This is a genomic window from Streptomyces sp. NPDC002520 (genome assembly GCF_053595235.1).
Genome location: NZ_JBSFXG010000062.1, coordinates 1 through 15,978, shown reverse-complemented (window position 1 = coordinate 15,978; position 15,978 = coordinate 1). Strand labels below are relative to the sequence as shown.

At 67.0% G+C, this 15,978-nt stretch carries 14 protein-coding genes; 5 read left to right on the top strand and 9 right to left on the bottom strand.

Features of this window, described 5'->3' with window-relative positions:
• The first annotated feature begins 306 nt into the window (after positions 1-306).
• Complete coding sequence (locus tag ACWD5D_RS42735; RefSeq protein WP_451378165.1) at positions 307-3,009, top strand: hypothetical protein; 2,703 nt, start codon at positions 307-309, stop codon at positions 3,007-3,009.
• A 269-nt stretch (positions 3,010-3,278) separates the two neighbouring features.
• Here the strand turns inward: ACWD5D_RS42735 and ACWD5D_RS42730 are convergent, their stop codons facing one another.
• The 8 genes from ACWD5D_RS42730 to ACWD5D_RS42695 all read right to left on the bottom strand — a co-directional run bounded on the left by ACWD5D_RS42730 (position 3,279) and on the right by ACWD5D_RS42695 (position 10,046).
• Positions 3,279-4,184: a tyrosine-type recombinase/integrase gene (locus ACWD5D_RS42730; RefSeq protein ID WP_451378164.1), complete on the bottom strand. Its 906-nt coding sequence runs from the start codon at positions 4,182-4,184 to the stop codon at positions 3,279-3,281.
• A 64-nt stretch (positions 4,185-4,248) separates the two neighbouring features.
• A complete protein-coding gene (locus ACWD5D_RS42725) occupies positions 4,249-4,824 on the bottom strand; it encodes a hypothetical protein (protein ID WP_451378163.1) in 576 nt (191 codons plus the stop codon).
• A 226-nt stretch (positions 4,825-5,050) separates the two neighbouring features.
• Positions 5,051-5,722 carry a DUF6308 family protein gene (locus tag ACWD5D_RS42720; protein ID WP_451378162.1) on the bottom strand — a complete coding sequence of 224 codons (672 nt, stop codon included), beginning with the start codon at positions 5,720-5,722 and terminating at the stop codon, positions 5,051-5,053.
• Between the two features lie 113 nt (positions 5,723-5,835).
• Positions 5,836-7,047, bottom strand: coding sequence for a HEPN-associated N-terminal domain-containing protein (locus tag ACWD5D_RS42715; RefSeq protein ID WP_451378161.1), 1,212 nt, complete (start codon positions 7,045-7,047; stop codon positions 5,836-5,838).
• A gap of 48 nt (positions 7,048-7,095) precedes the next feature.
• Entirely contained in the window at positions 7,096-7,671 is a 576-nt protein-coding gene (locus ACWD5D_RS42710; protein ID WP_451378160.1) for a hypothetical protein, read from the bottom strand.
• A 256-nt stretch (positions 7,672-7,927) separates the two neighbouring features.
• Positions 7,928-9,418 carry a ThiF family adenylyltransferase gene (locus tag ACWD5D_RS42705; protein WP_451378159.1) on the bottom strand — a complete coding sequence of 497 codons (1,491 nt, stop codon included), beginning with the start codon at positions 9,416-9,418 and terminating at the stop codon, positions 7,928-7,930.
• Positions 9,415-9,786 (bottom strand): hypothetical protein, encoded by a 372-nt coding sequence (locus ACWD5D_RS42700; RefSeq protein ID WP_451378158.1) that lies wholly within the window; start codon positions 9,784-9,786, stop codon positions 9,415-9,417. Before ACWD5D_RS42700 ends, ACWD5D_RS42705 begins: the two co-directional genes overlap by 4 nt.
• Complete coding sequence (locus ACWD5D_RS42695; RefSeq protein ID WP_451378157.1) at positions 9,783-10,046, bottom strand: hypothetical protein; 264 nt, start codon at positions 10,044-10,046, stop codon at positions 9,783-9,785. Before ACWD5D_RS42695 ends, ACWD5D_RS42700 begins: the two co-directional genes overlap by 4 nt.
• 330 nt (positions 10,047-10,376) lie before the next feature.
• Between ACWD5D_RS42695 and ACWD5D_RS42690 the strand changes: the two genes are divergently transcribed.
• The 3 genes from ACWD5D_RS42690 to ACWD5D_RS42680 are packed head-to-tail and all read left to right on the top strand — an operon-like array spanning position 10,377 to position 13,334.
• Positions 10,377-10,754 carry a hypothetical protein gene (locus ACWD5D_RS42690; RefSeq protein ID WP_451378156.1) on the top strand — a complete coding sequence of 126 codons (378 nt, stop codon included), beginning with the start codon at positions 10,377-10,379 and terminating at the stop codon, positions 10,752-10,754.
• 46 nt (positions 10,755-10,800) lie between these two features.
• Positions 10,801-11,946: a helix-turn-helix domain-containing protein gene (locus ACWD5D_RS42685; protein ID WP_451378155.1), complete on the top strand. Its 1,146-nt coding sequence runs from the start codon at positions 10,801-10,803 to the stop codon at positions 11,944-11,946.
• Positions 11,943-13,334 carry an nSTAND3 domain-containing NTPase gene (locus ACWD5D_RS42680; protein ID WP_451378154.1) on the top strand — a complete coding sequence of 464 codons (1,392 nt, stop codon included), beginning with the start codon at positions 11,943-11,945 and terminating at the stop codon, positions 13,332-13,334. The genes ACWD5D_RS42685 and ACWD5D_RS42680 overlap by 4 nt, the downstream gene beginning before the upstream one ends.
• Here ACWD5D_RS42680 and ACWD5D_RS42675 read toward each other — a convergent pair.
• Positions 13,294-14,607, bottom strand: coding sequence for an ISL3 family transposase (locus tag ACWD5D_RS42675; protein ID WP_451378153.1), 1,314 nt, complete (start codon positions 14,605-14,607; stop codon positions 13,294-13,296). The genes ACWD5D_RS42680 and ACWD5D_RS42675 overlap by 41 nt on opposite strands.
• Positions 14,608-14,648: 41 nt before the next feature.
• On the opposite strand from ACWD5D_RS42675, the gene ACWD5D_RS42670 reads away from it, so the two are divergent.
• Positions 14,649-15,794 (top strand): hypothetical protein, encoded by a 1,146-nt coding sequence (locus tag ACWD5D_RS42670; RefSeq protein WP_451378152.1) that lies wholly within the window; start codon positions 14,649-14,651, stop codon positions 15,792-15,794.
• Positions 15,795-15,978: the final 184 nt, after the last annotated feature.

Below are 15,978 nucleotides of genomic sequence, written 5' to 3'. Positions count from 1 at the left end.
CCGGTCCACGACCGTCTCGGCAGACGAACATGCGTCACGGCGGGTGCGGCCTGGAAGGCTCCCCGGGCCGGGGGTTCTGGGAGGGCATGCCGTTTCCCGTCCGCGAGCTTTTTCCGGATCCCGGCCCCTTGGGCCCCTGCACCCTGCGCTGACCAGCGCCCTGCGCACCAATTCGGTCTCGGCGACGGCGAGATTGCCTGCTCCAGCGCTCTGACGGCCGCCGGCATCGCGTTGCGGGAGGCGGCGGGCCCGGACACTGCGATGCGGGACGTACGGCTGCTGCGGGCGGGCCGCTACCCTGGCGGCGTGCACGACAAGGAACCGCCACCGGCCAGCGACACCGCCGCAAGGCCGGCCGCCCCGCTCAATGCGGCACAGCTGCGGCGGATCACGTCCCTGCACCGCGGATTCACCTACCAGAACTTGTACGCCGTGGGCTGCCTGCTGCGGCTGCGTCAGGCCGGTGCGCAAACGCTGCTGATGGAGCTGGACGAGGACCTGGAGGTCGTGCTCCCGGATAGGTATCTCTACCTGCAGGTCAAGACCCGGCAGGGCAATCTGATGTGGAGCGACATCAGGGGGTCGGTCGAGCAGTTCGCCGAGCTACGCGCGGAGCACACGGCAGGGCGGCGCCCCGGCACGCCCAAGCTGGTTGTGGTCAGCAATACCGCACCGGGTCCGGATCTGCTGCGACGGACCCAGCAGCCGGGCTGGCCGGCGGGCGTGTCGCTGGTGTGGCCGGGCCATCCCGATCCGCAGGAGACGTGGCTGCCGCCCGCTGCTGCGGATCTCACCGGTGTCCTGCAGTGGTGCACCGAGCAGGCCGCCCAGGTGCCGTTCGGGTCCCTGGGAGCGCAGACGCTGGTGTGGAAGCTGGCTGCCCGCGTCCAGTACGCGAGTGCCGGAGCCCATGGGCGAGCCTTTCATGCCAGTGAACTGCCCGCCCTGTACGAGCAGTTCGTCGAGGAGCTGCAGGCCTTTCCCCAGGTTCCCGACGTCTACTGGCCGCATGGCAGCGAACCGGAGTTGACGGGCGAGCAGCGTGTGCGGCTGGTAACGGGCTTCTCCGGGGCCGGGAAGACGACCTGGGCGGCGCACGCCACCGCCCGGTGCCCACTCCCGGTGACCTACTTCGATGCCGGCCAGATGCCGCCCGCGGTGGCGCCCGGTGCGCTGGCCCGGGAGGTTGCTGCCCGGCACCTGAGCGGGCCCGATGCCCTCCGCCTGCCGAGCGGGGCCGGCATCGACGTCCTTCGGGCCGTGCACGGCCGACTGGCCCACGACGGCACAGCCATCGCGGTCGTCATCGACAACGTGCACGACCTCCCATCCGACGACGTACGACTGCTTGTCCAGGCGCTGGCGACGGCCCGGATCACGCTGCTGGGCCACCCCCACCCGGAGCAGACCGCGCTCGCCGCGCATCTGGGTGTCCCCGCCGAGTCCTTGCCCGGCTGGGACTCCGACACCGTGGCCGCCGTCTTCGCCGCCGAAAACTGCACCCTGGACTACCCCACCGCACAGCGGGTCTTGGCGCTAACAGCTGGTTTGCCGCTGTACGTCCTCAACTCCGCGGCGCTCACCCGCACTCTCTACGCAGGTGACGGTGCCGCCTTCTGCGCGGCGGTGCAGGAGCAGACCCACCTCGCCCCCACGGCCCAGGAACGCATCCTGGCAGAGACCCTCGGGCACCTTTCCGTGCCGGCACGCACGATGGCCGGCCTCATGGCCATCGCCGAAGTTCCCCTGAGCAGCCCGGAATTGCAGCAGCTGGCGGCAGCCGCGGGACCGACACGTCCCGCTACCGCGGCCGGGGCCGTTCGCGAACTCGCAGGCCTCGGCCTCGTACAGACATTCGCCGACGGTCTCGCCAAACTCCACGATGCGGCCGCACCGTTGGCCCTCCTTGCATCGTATGACCTGCCTGAGGAAGCCGCCCGCCGTGTCGAGCAGACCCTGGCTGATCTCCTCGAGGGTCACAGGGAGCTGCCGCGGCTGGCCCGCTGGATGCGGTTGCTCGCCGATACCGGCCAGATCGACCTCTTGCTGGAGATCACCAGCCAAGAGGGCTTCTACGAGGGTGGCTTCCCACGCGAACTGCGCACGGTGATCGCGGACGTGGCGCAGGACCCGGGTCGGGACGCCGTCGACCGCCTTGATGCGCACAGTGCGATGGCCACCTGGGCATACGGGGACACCGATTGGGACGCCTACGCACGCCACGTCCACGCCATGGAAGCCCTCGTCTCAGAGGGCGGCAGCGGGATCGGACCACGCGAGAAGGTCCTGGTGGCCACCCGCCAGTTCCCTCTGCACGGGCACACCGGTGACATCGAAGCCCTCGATGTCGCATTCAGGACAGCCCTGGCTGAACTTCCCGCCCCCTCTTTCCTGGAGCGAGCCCTGCGCTACGGCTACGTTCAGGGGCTCTACCACGCGGGCAGCTACCGAGCCGCAGGCCCCGAGGCCCTAGAGCTCGCTGACGCATACTGCGATCACCTCGGCCTGGCCCCGGCCGACCTCCACGGACCTATCGAGGCACTGCAGCAAGCCTGCTCGGACAGCGAGACACCCGACGACTACAAACGCCTCGCCGACTGCTTCGCCATGCATGTCAAGTGCTGCCGTCACCTCAAACTCGACTACGGCAGCGCTGCGTTCCCCGCGATGAAGCTCTACATGATCGCCGGGGCCTGGCGGTCCGCCGTCGACCTCGGCCAGGACGTGGTCGAGACCCTGCTGCGCTTCGACGAAACCCAGGCCGCCCTGAGCCTGATCGACCGGCAGCTCCTGCCCATCACCCAGGCCTACAACCTGCCCGAACTCATCGTCGGACTCAGGTCTCACCGAGCCGTGGTCCTCGCCCGTACCGGAGACATCGCTGCGGCCAGAGCAGAGATCAGCAGCCTCACACAGTACGAGCCCACCCCCGCGCAGGCAGACGACATTCGCGAGCAGTCCAGCATCATCGAGGATCTCGCTGCTCGACAGACACAAGACCACCCCTGACACACCCCGCCGAGCAGGCCGACCGCCTGTCCTTCAAGCCGACGCGTCGGCCACCCGACCTGCGACACCGCGCTCCCTCGCATGCCTCTGACCTGCACAAATGAGAGAAAGCCCATAGGGATTCCAGCGCTAGTTGCGACTTTCCAGCTCCATCACGAACTCACAGCTCTGCATAGCATTGGCCATAGCTATACAGAACACAACCCACACAGGCCAGGCCCCACGTGCGCTTCGGTTCGGGCCATCCAGCTTGAACGCGTGTGCCCAGCTCAGATCCCAACGCGCCCCAGATCAGAACCGGGAATCCACAATGGGGGTGGTGTCGCCGGAAAGGAGTTCGCCTGGGTTGGGGGGGCACCGGGCCCAGCTACCCAGACTGTGTTCAGGACGTCTTCGAGGTCGCTGTTGGTGATCTTGACGTAGTGCTCGGCCATGCGTTCGGAGAGTTGGCCGAGGTAGCGACGGATGTGGGTGAGTGTGGCGCCGGCGCGCAGCAGATTGGTGGCCAGGGTGTGGCGGGCCTGGTGGGCGACGTACGCGCCGCCGAGGTCGAGGCCGACGATCCAGGTCTTGAAGCGCTGGTTGAAATGGCCGTAGGAGATTGGCTGCCGGCCGTTGGGGTTGCGAACGCGGGAGGGGAACAGGGCCAGGCCGGGACGTTCGGTAGCTGCTGGGGTGCGGCCGTAGCGCTTTTCGAAGAGCTGGAGTGTCTTGGTGCGGCGGGCATCGAGGCGGTGGTAGACGGGTTCGGGGATGCGGATGCCCTCGTTGTAGTTGCCGACCTTGGTCTGGTCGTGCCACAGCATGGCCAGACCGCGGTAGCGGCCGATGCAGTCCAGCCGCAGTCCGACGACCTCGCTGCAACGGCGCCCGGTGGCGACGATGGTTTCCCAGATGTCCCGCAGGCCCCGGTCGTTGAGGTCGAGTTCCTCCAGGCGGCGCAGGTTGGTCTCGTCGGTCAGCGCGCGGGCGACGTCGTCGCTGAAGGGGTTGCGGGAGCGCTGCTTGAGGCCAGTGCCGCCGAAGGGGATGGCGGTCAGGAAGCCGGTGTCGATGCCGAGGCGTTCGGCGTGGCCGGCGGTGATGGCGCTGTAGAGCAGCTTGCGGGCTTGATTGAAGACGAATTGGCAGCTCAGGTCCGTGACGGTGGGGGATCGTCCGTCGACCAGGACCATGCCCAGAGACGGCAGGCCGTGGCGGGCGCGGTGGCGCTGGTCGGCGACGAACCGCTCGGCGTGCTCACGGCGCAGTACGGTGGGGTCGTGGCCGGCGTCGGGGGCGTCGGCTTGGAGGAAGCAGATCCCGGGCGCCTTCGGGCAGCATCTTCGGATGCCGGCGCACCCGCTCCGCCGGAGCCAGAGGGTTGGCAGGCATGCTGTGCAGGACGTGCCCGAGCATCGCCCGCCGCCGATCCGCCCGCGTCGGCAGCCGCGTCACGCGCAGTGCCTCGGCCAGTGCGGGGTTCACGCCGAGGGTGCCCAGGCGGAGGTAGAAGCCCTTCAGGCAGGCCGCCGCGGTCTTCAACGCGCTGTGCCCGTACGGGCGTTTCCCTTCCCGCCACGGCAGCCCGAACGGCCCCGGGTAATCCGCCCCGAGGGCCGCCATGTAGTGCCGCAGATCCTCAAGCGACACTGCTCCTGTGTCCAGGCCCGCGAACCGCAGCCACCGCAGATGATCCACCAGCACATACGCGTACGTACGGTCCGTACCCGCCGCACAGGTACGCAGGAACCCGTCCGCCTCCACCACGATGGAACAGTCCGTGTCGACGACCGTGTAGGAAACCCGCCCGCCCCCGCGAACGATCTCCTGCACCCGTAACTCGCCACCACCAACCGACCACCCACCCGCTTGCCGCCTCTCCAGACCCAGAGCCAAGACCACCCCGCCGGCGGCACCCTCCGGCCCCGAGTCCACACCCCTCCCCCACGTCCCCGGACCACTCCACACGAACGTCCCGCACACCCAGGCGACAGTTGGTAAAGTCCGTCACCCTCATACGCCAGAACGTGCCCTCGGGTCGCGCTGGGGGTTGGCATCTTCAGGGGCAGGGGTGGCCCAGAGCACGGTGGTTCATCCACACCACCACATCGCACACCCGCAACGCGCTCACCGTATCGGGCAACCCTGCGGCCTGCCTCAGCTCGAGCAGCTGGCGGTGCAAAGCCGCGTCGTCCTCACGCAGCGCAGTGTGGAGGGCGAGCCAGAAGGACGACGGCCGGCCGACGGCGCAGCGGACGACGCGGTCATAGACCGGGAGCAACCGCGGACGCTTACGCGCCAGGAGCTTCCCAGCGATGACCCAGTTGACCCCGTACTGGTCACAAAGCAGACTCCAGGCCTGGTCCGCCGGCGAGCCGTCTGCCAGGACCGACGCATCAGCATCAGCCATGTCGATGTCCCTGGGAATGGCCTGCAGCAGGCCAGACAGTCGCACGCCGAGGCGGCCCTCCAGAATGTCCAGCGCAACAGGCGCCGGAACGGTGACCGACAAGGTCTGCACCGCGACCAGGTCCTCCGCCGTGATCCGATCGGCGATCCCCGGCCGGTCTCCCCCACCGGCCAGATGCTCGAACCGGCTGCCGGTGAACGGCACCGCGTCGGGCGGCAGACCGATACCGAAGTACCGCCGCAGATCCACGACGGCCTGAGGATCAGCGATGAAGGCACCCAACCGTTCTACGAAGGGCTTCGAAGGACCAACGGAAAACACCAGCAACTCCTTTTCTGTGCTGGTTGCCGACGGGGGGAGTATTTGCCGCCGTGGCTATCGAGATGACCCTCTACGCCAGTTCCTCCGGAGATATCGGATGGTTGCCGGAAGAGTCAGGAATCGCGGCGGACAGGGACCGTACGGCGTGAGGCGGAGTCGAGCACGAGGGACAGGCTGCTATCCCCTTGGCCAGGCGCTTCGGTGCCGCAGTCGACGCAGCGTTCGTTTGGCACATCGAGAACGGCAGCCATCGCGCCGGTCAAAGAGGAGGTATACAGCAGGCCGGAGACCGGCGTCTGGGGGCGGAAGACGTGCAGGAGGTACTCGGTTACCACCTGGGTTGGAACGTAGTCGATCTGCTCGTAGGCGGAACGCGCGGACTTGGTCAGCTGTGCGGTGAAGTCTCTCAGGAAGATGAGAGGGCGGCGGTCCGCCGCTCGGTCGAGGTCGTACAGGGAGGGCACGGGCGGCAGGTCTGTGAAGTCGACGACGGTACAGGGAGCGGACGTCTCGAAGGCTGCGGCCGTCGCCCAGGATTCCTCACTGCGTAGTGAGGTCTCCTGGACCGCGGTTTCGGCGTCGATCGCCCCGTAGAACATGGGGATACCTGCCGGGCTCATACGGTTGGCCTGCCGCGCGTGTTCACGTGGCGCTGTGCCCAGGCGCCGCGCCTTCCAGTCGACCTGCGGCTCGTCGTGGGTCAGCGCACGCCACAGGCGAGTGCCGGCGGGCAGTTCCTTGACGAGACCGAGTCTGTCGATGAGGTCGCCCACGTGGTCAAGAATGCGACTGGCCGATACCTCGCCGGCTCCCAGCCACTCCTCCTCCATCTCCCGCAGCCAGAAAACGTAGCGGGTGCGGTACTGCACTTGCTCACAAAAACGGGCCCACCCATCGCGAAGAGCCTCATCACGGCGAGGGGCGATGAAGTCGACAGGCACCCACGGCTGGTCGATGATGGCATCGCATACGGCGTCCAAAAGGCCTTCACCCACGAGGACATCTGAGCCGCCACAGTCCTCGACCACCTCCCACGTATCCAGGATGGTCCACTGGTAGCCGCCTTCTCTGCCGTCCCAGGAGACACCCTCGTCGTCAGCGGATCGGTACTCGGTGTGGATGGCTGCGACGAACGTCTCCAGCAGAACATCGAGCCCAGCGGCCGGAGACTGTCCGCAAAAGCTGCAGGCGTCCTCATCATTCTCGGCGACGCTCAGCACCGCTTCGAGGACGTCGTCGTTCACACAGCCGGTGCACACGTATTGATCGGTGAAGCACCAGCCCTGGTCGTCCTGCTCCTCGATCATGCCCTTGTAGAGCCCCATCAGCAGTCGCTTCTTCTCCGGTGCGCGCCTGATGCGCCAGTGTGGTCGTCAAAGGCCAATGCCAGACGCGGGCTCTGTGTCCACCCCGAGGTCGAACCGCATCTGCTGCCGCATCTCGGACAGGAGCGCCCACGACTGTTCGACGCCGGCTTCGAATGTGTCCAGGTCTTCCTGGTTGTAAGGAGTGCTCGCGGCGACCTGCTTCAGCCGTCCGTAGCCGGCGTTCAGACGCCTGCTGGCTGCGCCGGCTCCTGCCATTACTTGCAGGGGGACGATCATCTGCGCCTCGGCGTAGCTTTCCCGAAGTGTCGTACGGCGGGCCTCAAGCTGTTCAAGCGCGGCCTCAATCGCTGTCCCGTTACGCAGCGCGTGCATGAAGTCGACCTGTGCCGTCAGGTACTGGCGGGCTGCCGTGTTGAGCGTGATGTAGCACGTCCTGCGCAATGCGATGGATTCCTCAGCACGGTGTCGGGCCCGCTCCGTCTCGAGCATGGCCTCTGCGTGGTCGCGCTCCTCGCGTCGCTGCTCCGCAGCCGCCTGCATCTCCATCCGCTTGGTGCGGTCCGCACGGCTCTGTGTCAACAGTGAGGCACCCAAGGTGCCAACCACACCAACCACGGCCACCAGTAAAGCCGTCCATCCCGCCCCCACAACCCCTCCATACTCTCCGATGCATGACGATTATCGGCTGGGACCAGGGTTTGTCACTGCCAAGCCAGAGGCCCTGACCGGTCTATGCCTCACGCCAACGAAGCCTCCTTCAGTAGCACTTGAAGCCTGGCGGAACGTAATCAGGTTGCGCACGGGCACCCGGTTCCGCGAGCCGGACCGGCCGAGCGAACACCTCTGGCCGTCTCGCATCCCGTATCCCACCGGATCATCAGAGGCGGAGCAGGAGATCATCGACGGCGCGCCGAGCTCGAAGCGGCCAGCGGCGTACAGCAAGACCACGTGCAGCGCGGGCTTGCTCGGCGGCCAGATGCCGTCCCGTGACGGTGACGGGAGCGTCGTCGCCGAGCCCTCGCAGCATGCCGTCGTAGGGGCAGCCCACCTCGCAGCCGTCCTCGTGGCGCTCAAGGGTGCCGGTGGTCAGGTGGTACAGGTGAGCGCCGGTATCGGCGATCCCGCCCGGCGCGGTCGTCATGGTGATGAACTGGTTCAACTGTGCGGCCGCGGCGCTGGCGGAGAAGACGAAGACGTTCTCCTTGCGGCGCAGCGGATGGTCGCCGGGCAGGCCGATGATGTAGGCGGGGTCGTCGAGGGAGCCGTCGCGTTCGGCGCTGACGTGGGCGGGTTCGTACTGGCCCAGGCATTCCAGGCAGGCGCGTCCGGGGGCGGCGATGTGGGCGCGCCATTCGGCGCCGCGCAGGCGTCCGCCGCGGGCGTCGACGGCGATGCCGCCGTCGACGACGGGGATGAGGTGGGTATAGGCGAGGAGGTTGAGGACGGCGCGGGGCCAGGGCCGGTCGACGCAGGAGAAGATCACGTCGCAGTCGGCTGCGGCGGCGAACCCGGCAGGTTCGACCACGCTCAGCTCGTACGGTGCCGTACGAAAGTTGGTGGCGGTGGCCGCGCGGCTGGCGGTTCGGGCGGCGAGATGAGCCTTGGCCCGGTGCAGGCGCACGTCACGGATGGTGGCGTCATGGAGCCGGTCGAGGTTGACCTCCTCAACGGTGTCGAAGTCGAACAGGCTCAGGCGCTGGATACCAGTGCGGGCCAGGGCTTCGACGACGAGCATGCCGACCGAGCCGCATCCGACGACACCGACGTGCAGGCGGGCCAGATCGTCCTGGGTTGTCTGTCCCCAGGCGGAGACGGTGCGCAACTGCCGGTTCGTCACCGTCGGCACAGGGAGAAGACGGTCGTTGACGGTGACCGTCAGGCGGCCGCCGACCACACGGACGCTCTCCGCCTCGGTGGGGGCGTAGCGGCGGGGAGCCTGCTGCTGCCAGACGCGGGCGCCGAAGCCGGCATCGGTGCCCGCGAAGGTCAGCCCGACCAGCGGACGGCCGGTGATCACCTGGGTCTGCGCGGCGAAGGACGCCTCGGCCTCATGGTCGATGCCGTTCAGGCGCTGCCACCCGCAGCCCTTGGGGTGGGCGTGGATGAAGCCGAGCCCACGGCCGTGCTCGGCCGCGAGGGCGACGGCGCGCAGGAAGTAGCCGCTGGTGAAGTCCACCGTGCCGTGCGCGATCCGATCGCCCTCTTGCGGCAGCACCACCCCAGTGAGCAGGGCAGTGGTACGGCTGGCGCCGGTGCTCGGCCGCCACAGCACGAAGCAGCAGTCCTCCTGCCCGTCCACACGGCGCAGCTGGCCGGTCAGGTGCTGGGCGACCTCGCCGGTCATCGCGACCGAGAAGCGGCTGATCATGCGGAGGGTCCGTTCTCCAGCTGCGCGAACAAGGTGCGCAGGTGCCGCAGATAGCCGCGGACGGTGCGGTCCTGCGCCCAGTCGGCGGGCGGCCGGCTCCAGTGCTCCCACTCCTGCCCCAGCGGAGAGGTGTGCACGGCGCCGTGGGGGTGCCCCAGTCGGGGGGTGATGTGCGGGCCGTGCGGGGCTGACAGCGGCCAGTCCTGTACCAGTTCCAGGCCGATGCGTACCGTCGTCCCGGCCTGCGGGCCGACCTCGACGAGGTAGTCGAAGACGGCGAAGTTGCCGGTCTGCTCCACCGTGTAGCCGGCGCGGCGCAGGCCCGCAAGCATCCCCGCGGGCCCCGCCTCCGGCACCACCGCGGTCATGCGGTCGGGGTCGGGCCGGTGGAGACCGACACGAACGTCTCCCGCTCGTGCACGGTGATCTCCTCCTCCCCGCGGCCGGCGAACGAGTGCTGGTGCCGACCGATGATCTGGACCAGGTAGTGCGTGCCCGCGTCGATACCCGCCAGGCCCAGGATCGCGTTCGGCGTCGTACGCTTCGGCACCTCCACCGGCTCGCCGTCCACCGTGACCGTCACCGTCTTCCGGCCAGTCTCCTGCTGCTGGATGTCCGCAGTCGTCATGACGACCTCCTCTCCCCGGCCCTCCATAGCGGGCCGGGATATGCGAAAGGCGGGCTCGAAGCCCGCCTACTTACTCTTCTTCGAGCCGCGCGACGCGCGCTCGTTCACCGTCGTCGACGGGTGCCTACGCACCGTCGACTGCTTCACGAACCGCCCCGTGACCGCACTCCGACCACGCTTCCCGCTGGCCCCACTCGCCTTGCTGGACTTGCCCGGCATGACGTATCTCCTTCCGGAGCTAACCGATCTGACCTGCAAAAACGCTCCATCGCGAGGAGATTTTTATGTACCTATCAGGTCAATGAAACTTTTCTTGATCGAGAGAGTAGCATGGAAGCGACAGGTATACGCAAGAGGTCTCTGGGGCTGCCGGTGGACATCGCCTTCGACGACGCGGAGCTCGCCCGCGTCTGCAACAGCGACGCGGCACGCCGGACGCGCTACGGACCGGAGGCCGCCGTCACGCTCCACAGACGCCTCGGCCAGATGGCCGCCGCCGACCACCTGGCCGACCTGCATCACCTCGCGGCCGCCCGGCTACGGCCCGACCCAACCGACAGCGGCGTCAGCCGGATCGTCTCGCTCGGAGACCACGGCCACCTCGTCGTACGCCCCCGCGACGACCCGCCCGCCACTCACCACGACGGCACCCTCGACGAACACTCCGTACGCGCCCTGATAGTCACCGCGATCGCCATCACGCGATGACCGCCCCCGCCACCCCCGCCTCCCCGACCTCAGAGAGGCACCACCCGTGACCCCGCCCCCCGCCCCGCCCTTCGTCTACGCGCCCGACTCCGCCCAGCCACCCGGCGAGACCCTCAAAGAACAGCTGGAAGCACTCGGCATCCCGCAGGCCGACCTCGCCCGGCGTACCGGCCTGTCCACCAAGCACATCAACCACATCGTCCAGGGCACCGCGGTCCTCACCCCCGAGACCGCGCTCCTCCTCGAGCGCGCGACCGGCATCCCGGCCTCCATGTGGAACCAACTGGAAGCCGCCTGGCGTACCCACGTCACCCGCCAGCAGGAGCTCCAGCAGCTCAGCAAGCGCATCGACTGGCTCGACAACTTCTCACTGACCGAGCTCGTCAAGCGCAACATCCTGCCGACCAAGGACAGGAGCGCGGACAACCTCCAGCGTCTGCTGGCGTTCTTCGGCGTCGCCGACCCAGGCATCGCCGAAGACCTCTGGCGCAGCTACCGCACTGCCTTCCGCCGCTCCACCGTCTTGAAGACCGACGACTACGCCACCGCGGTATGGCTGCGCCAGGCAGAACTCAAGGCCCGCGCCCTGCCCTGCCAGCCGTTCGACCGCGCTGCCCTCACCGCCCTCCTGCCCAGCCTGCGCGCCCTCACCCTGGAAGACCCGGCAACCTGGCCCAACCGCATCACCCATCTATGCGCCCAGGCCGGCGTAGCCGTCGTCTTCCTCCCCGCCCCTCCCCTGACCAGCGTCTCCGGCGTCACCCGCTGGCTCACCCCCGACAAAGTCGCAATCGCCCTGAGCGACAGGTTCAAAAAAGACGACCACTTCTGGTTCACCGTCTTCCACGAGATCGGACACACCCTCCTGCACGGCAAGAGACTGACCTTCCTCGACAACACCGACCGCGCCGACGAACGCACACCCGAAGGCGACCGCAGCGAAGAAGAAGCCGACGCCTTCGCAGCCCAGACCCTCATCCCGCCCGAGCACAACGCCGCATACCGACGCCTCGCCCGCAGACCCATGCCCTTCGACAACATCAAAGCCTTCGCCCGCCAGGCCGGCATCGCCCCCGGCATCGTCGTCGGCCGCCTCCAGCACGACGGCGCCCTGCCCTGGACCCACGGCAACAACCTCAAACGCCCCGTCCGCTTCCCCCATAACGGCCCCGCCGAGGACCAGCCACAGTGACCGACCACCCCCGCAAAGGCACAGTCGCAGCACCGGGCTCCCCCGACTTCGCCCTGCACACGCTGGGCTGGCGAGCATTCCAGGACCTGTGCGCAGCAGTACTCCGCGAAGTGTGGGCGCAGTCCGTGCACACCTTCGCCGACTCCAACGACGGCGGACGCGACGGCGCCTTCTACGGCACCTGGCAACAGCCACCTGACCCGATCGGCGTCCAGGACGTCCCCGACGGCCCATTCGTCCTGCAGTGCAAACACACCAAGAAAGCCGACACCACCCTCGCGCCCTCGGATCTCGACGACGAGTTCGCCAAAGTCCAGGCTCTGGTGGAACGGGGCCTGTGCGGCAGCTACGTCCTGCTCACCAACGCGCGGGTCAGCGGCAGCTCGGAAGCCACCATCCGACGACGGCTGCTCGATGCCGGCGTCGCGTACCCGCTGGTCCTCGACGGCCAATGGATCTGCGACACCATCGCCACCCGCCAGCGCCTGCGGACCTTCGTCCCCCGCGTCTACGGACTCGGCGACCTCTCCCAAGTCCTCGACGAACGCGCCTACACCCAAGCTCAATACCTGCTCTCCTACCTACGAGAAGAGCTGGCCACCTTCGTCGTCACCGATACCTACCGCCGTGCCGCACAGGCTGTCCAACAACACGGCTTTGTCCTCCTACTCGGTGAACCTGCCGTCGGCAAATCCGTCATCGCCGCCACCCTGGCCATGACCGCCCTCGACGCCTGGGGCTGCCTCACCGTCAACGCCCACGACGCCGCCGAACTCGTACGCCACTGGAATCCCAACGAGCCAAACCAGTTCTTCTGGATCGACGATGCCTTCGGCGCCGTCCGCCACGAATCCCAGCTCACCGATAACTGGTCTCGCCACATGTGCCAAGTCATGACCGCGGTCCACGGCGGAGCCAAGATCGTCCTCACCTCACGCGACTACATCTACCGCGACGCACGCCCGCACCTGAAGGAATACGCCTACCCCCTGCTACACGAGCAGCAAGTAGTTGTCGATGTCGCCCAACTGCCCCTGCACGAACGCCGCCAGATCCTCTACAACCACATCAGCCTCGGTGACCAACCCACAGAAGTACGCGGCAAAATGAAACCCCACCTGGAAGAGGCGGCCGCTCAGAACCCGTTCCACCCCGAAGTAGCTCGACGCCTAGGCAGGCAAGCTTTCACCCGCCACCTGAAACTGAGCGAACACGGCATCACCGACTTCATGCGTCGCCCAACAGCGTTCCTACGCGACCTCTACACGGAGCTCGGACCAGACGAGAGGGCTGCTCTCGCACTGACTTACCAAGCAGGGGAGATCCTGCTTTCCCGGGTCTTCGAAGTTAAGCGGTGCGGAGGTGTCCGCGGGTCCGTCGTGTCGTGACGCAGCGTGTCCGTAGACGCTGGCTGTCAGCGTTGCGGAACCCGAACGCGTTGCGGGCGACGAGTTTGATCACACGGTTGATGCCCTCGCTCTTGGCGTTGCTGTGTCCGGTGTCGATGAACGCGGCGATCTCGGGCCACCAGCGGTCGACGGTGGCGGCGAGGGTGCGGACTTCGGGGATGTCGGAGTCCGCGCACCAGGTCAGGAACTTCCATCGGGCATGGCCGATGCGGTGGCGGTCGGCGCCGGTGCGGGCCAGGGCGAGGAGGGTACGCAGGCTCTCCTTGGCGATCCACGCGGTCAGCAGGATCTGTCCGATCTTCCCCTCGTCGAGCAGGGGGTTCCACATCCGTTCGAACTGCTCGTCGGTGAGGTCTTCCCGGTTGCGTAGCAGGCGTCGTCTGGCCTTCCACTCCGGATCGGTGGCGCGTCCGCGCCGCCCGCGGACCTGGGCGGTGGTGCGGCGCCGTACCAGGGAGAGCATCTTGTTGGCGAGCTGGACGACGTGGAAGTGGTCGACGACGACGATGGCGTCCGGGAGACCGGTGCGCACGGCGGCCCGGTAGGTGGCTGACATGTCGATGGCGACGTAGCGGATGTGCTGTCTCCAGGTCAGGGGCGTGGTGGACAGCCAGGCCAGGACGTCGGCAACGGTGCGGCCCTCCACCTGGCCGAGCAGCCCGCCGGTGCCGAGCGCGTCAACGAACCCGGTGTGCCAGCGGTCCCGCGTCAGCTGCCACTTCCCGGTGTCGGGATCCTGCTCCCAGCGGGTGCGGCCGCGCCGGGTCTCGTCGATGCCCAGCACTGAGACCTCGGGCAGCTCTGCCTCGGTCACCCCCGCGGCGGCGGTGCGGAAGGCATCCATCACCACCGGCCAGGACAGATTGAGGTCGCGGGCCGCCTGCACGACGGTGGAGCCGGCATCACGGACCCGGCGTCCGGCCGCACACCGCAGCCGCTCGGTCAGCCGGGCCCCCGCCGGTATCTGGGGGATCTGCTCGGTGAACGACTTCCGGGGACAGGACGCCTCCCGGCACCACCAGCGGCGTTTGTGCCACAAGAACTCCAACCCGTGCTCTCCGTACGGGAGATCCCGCGGCCGGGTGGTCGCCGCCCCCTTCACCCGGGACGCGAAGACCCCGCAGGCCGGGCATGCCCTGGCCGAGGTGTCCGCCGTGGCCAGATGGACCCGGCGGGTACCGTCCGCAAGCCGCTCGACCCGGATGACGGACACCCCGTCCAGGTCCAGCAGCAACGTCGTATCGTTGACCAAGCCCGTGGCTCCCCGGTGATCCTTCTGCGTAGAGAACAGAAATGATCAACCAGGACCACGGGCGTCCTGCATTCAGGGTGCAACCAGCCTGCCGATCACAGACCGTGACAGACAGTCAGTGCAGGCACCGAACTGCACCGCTCAAGTTCGAAGACCCGCTTTCCCCGCTCGCCCTCGACGCCGCTCAACAGGACGTCATCGTTCGCCTCGGCAGCTCCCCTGCAGGCATCGACCGTGCCCTTAATTCACTTACCGGAACCTTCCTGCGATTCTCATCCTCTCCAGGAAATGAGACCACGACAGGATGGTCATTCCGTCACCCTACCCTCCAAGAGGGGTTCGCCGAACTCTTGGCCGCAAACCCCAACCTCCTCGGCGTCTTCCTCTCTGGGTTGCAGCTAGAAGAAATGCTCACCAAACTCGACTGCGGGAGTGACAAGCAGCGTGGAACCCTGGTTAAAGTCCCATCAAGCCTTTACCCCTTCGTTACCAAGCGGCTCCAGGAGCTCGAGCCCAGGCGACGAAAGGACCACTGGGACGATTTCCTTTGGTGTAATTTCTTCACCACCCGATGCTCCGACGCATTCCTAAAATACTACACCGAGACGGATCCCAACTTCGTCCCCGACATGATGAACTTCGGGATTTACCTGGGCTCCGACCGGAAGCCTGAGGTACTGGCACGTCTTCACCAAGCGGAACTCATCAGCACAGAGCAGCACGAAGAAATAATTCAGAACCTCACCGAGTACGCCGTCTCGGTCCCGGATTCGGGCTGGGTAGATACACCACACTGGAATGTCATCCTTTCCGAAGAAGAGAGGGAGGCAATTGGGGAGGAAGTTAGGAACGAGCTACTCTCGCCGACTTCCACCCTGCTATCGGACTGGAGTTTTAATCGCTGGGGAAACAGAGAACAAACACCAGAAGAGCACTACGCACCACTTCGAGAGAGTCTGGAGACTTACCGCGACTCACTCGCGGACCAGCCAGAAATAGCCGAAGAGTTCAACAGACTACTCGCAGAAATAGATGAACTCATCGAAGATGAAAAATTAGAGGCCGACGAAGAACAAGAGCGCAAGCCGCAACCCAATATCCCGCCCGCCAACCACATTCCTGAGACTAAACCGAATCCTGCCACTACTTACCACCGAAGTGTTTTCGACGACATCGACGACTACTGAGCTGTTCCCAGTAACCGTCGGCCACCGTCTGTGAACGCGAGGCTCGTCGCGCGGTATCCCCAAGTCCGGGCAGGCGTAAGGCCCCTGGCAGGAACGATCTTGCGACAGAAAGATCCGACCGAGGGGCCTCACGTGCCGACCAGTGTCACATACACCGCTGTGCTCGATGTGAAGCGGTCCACCG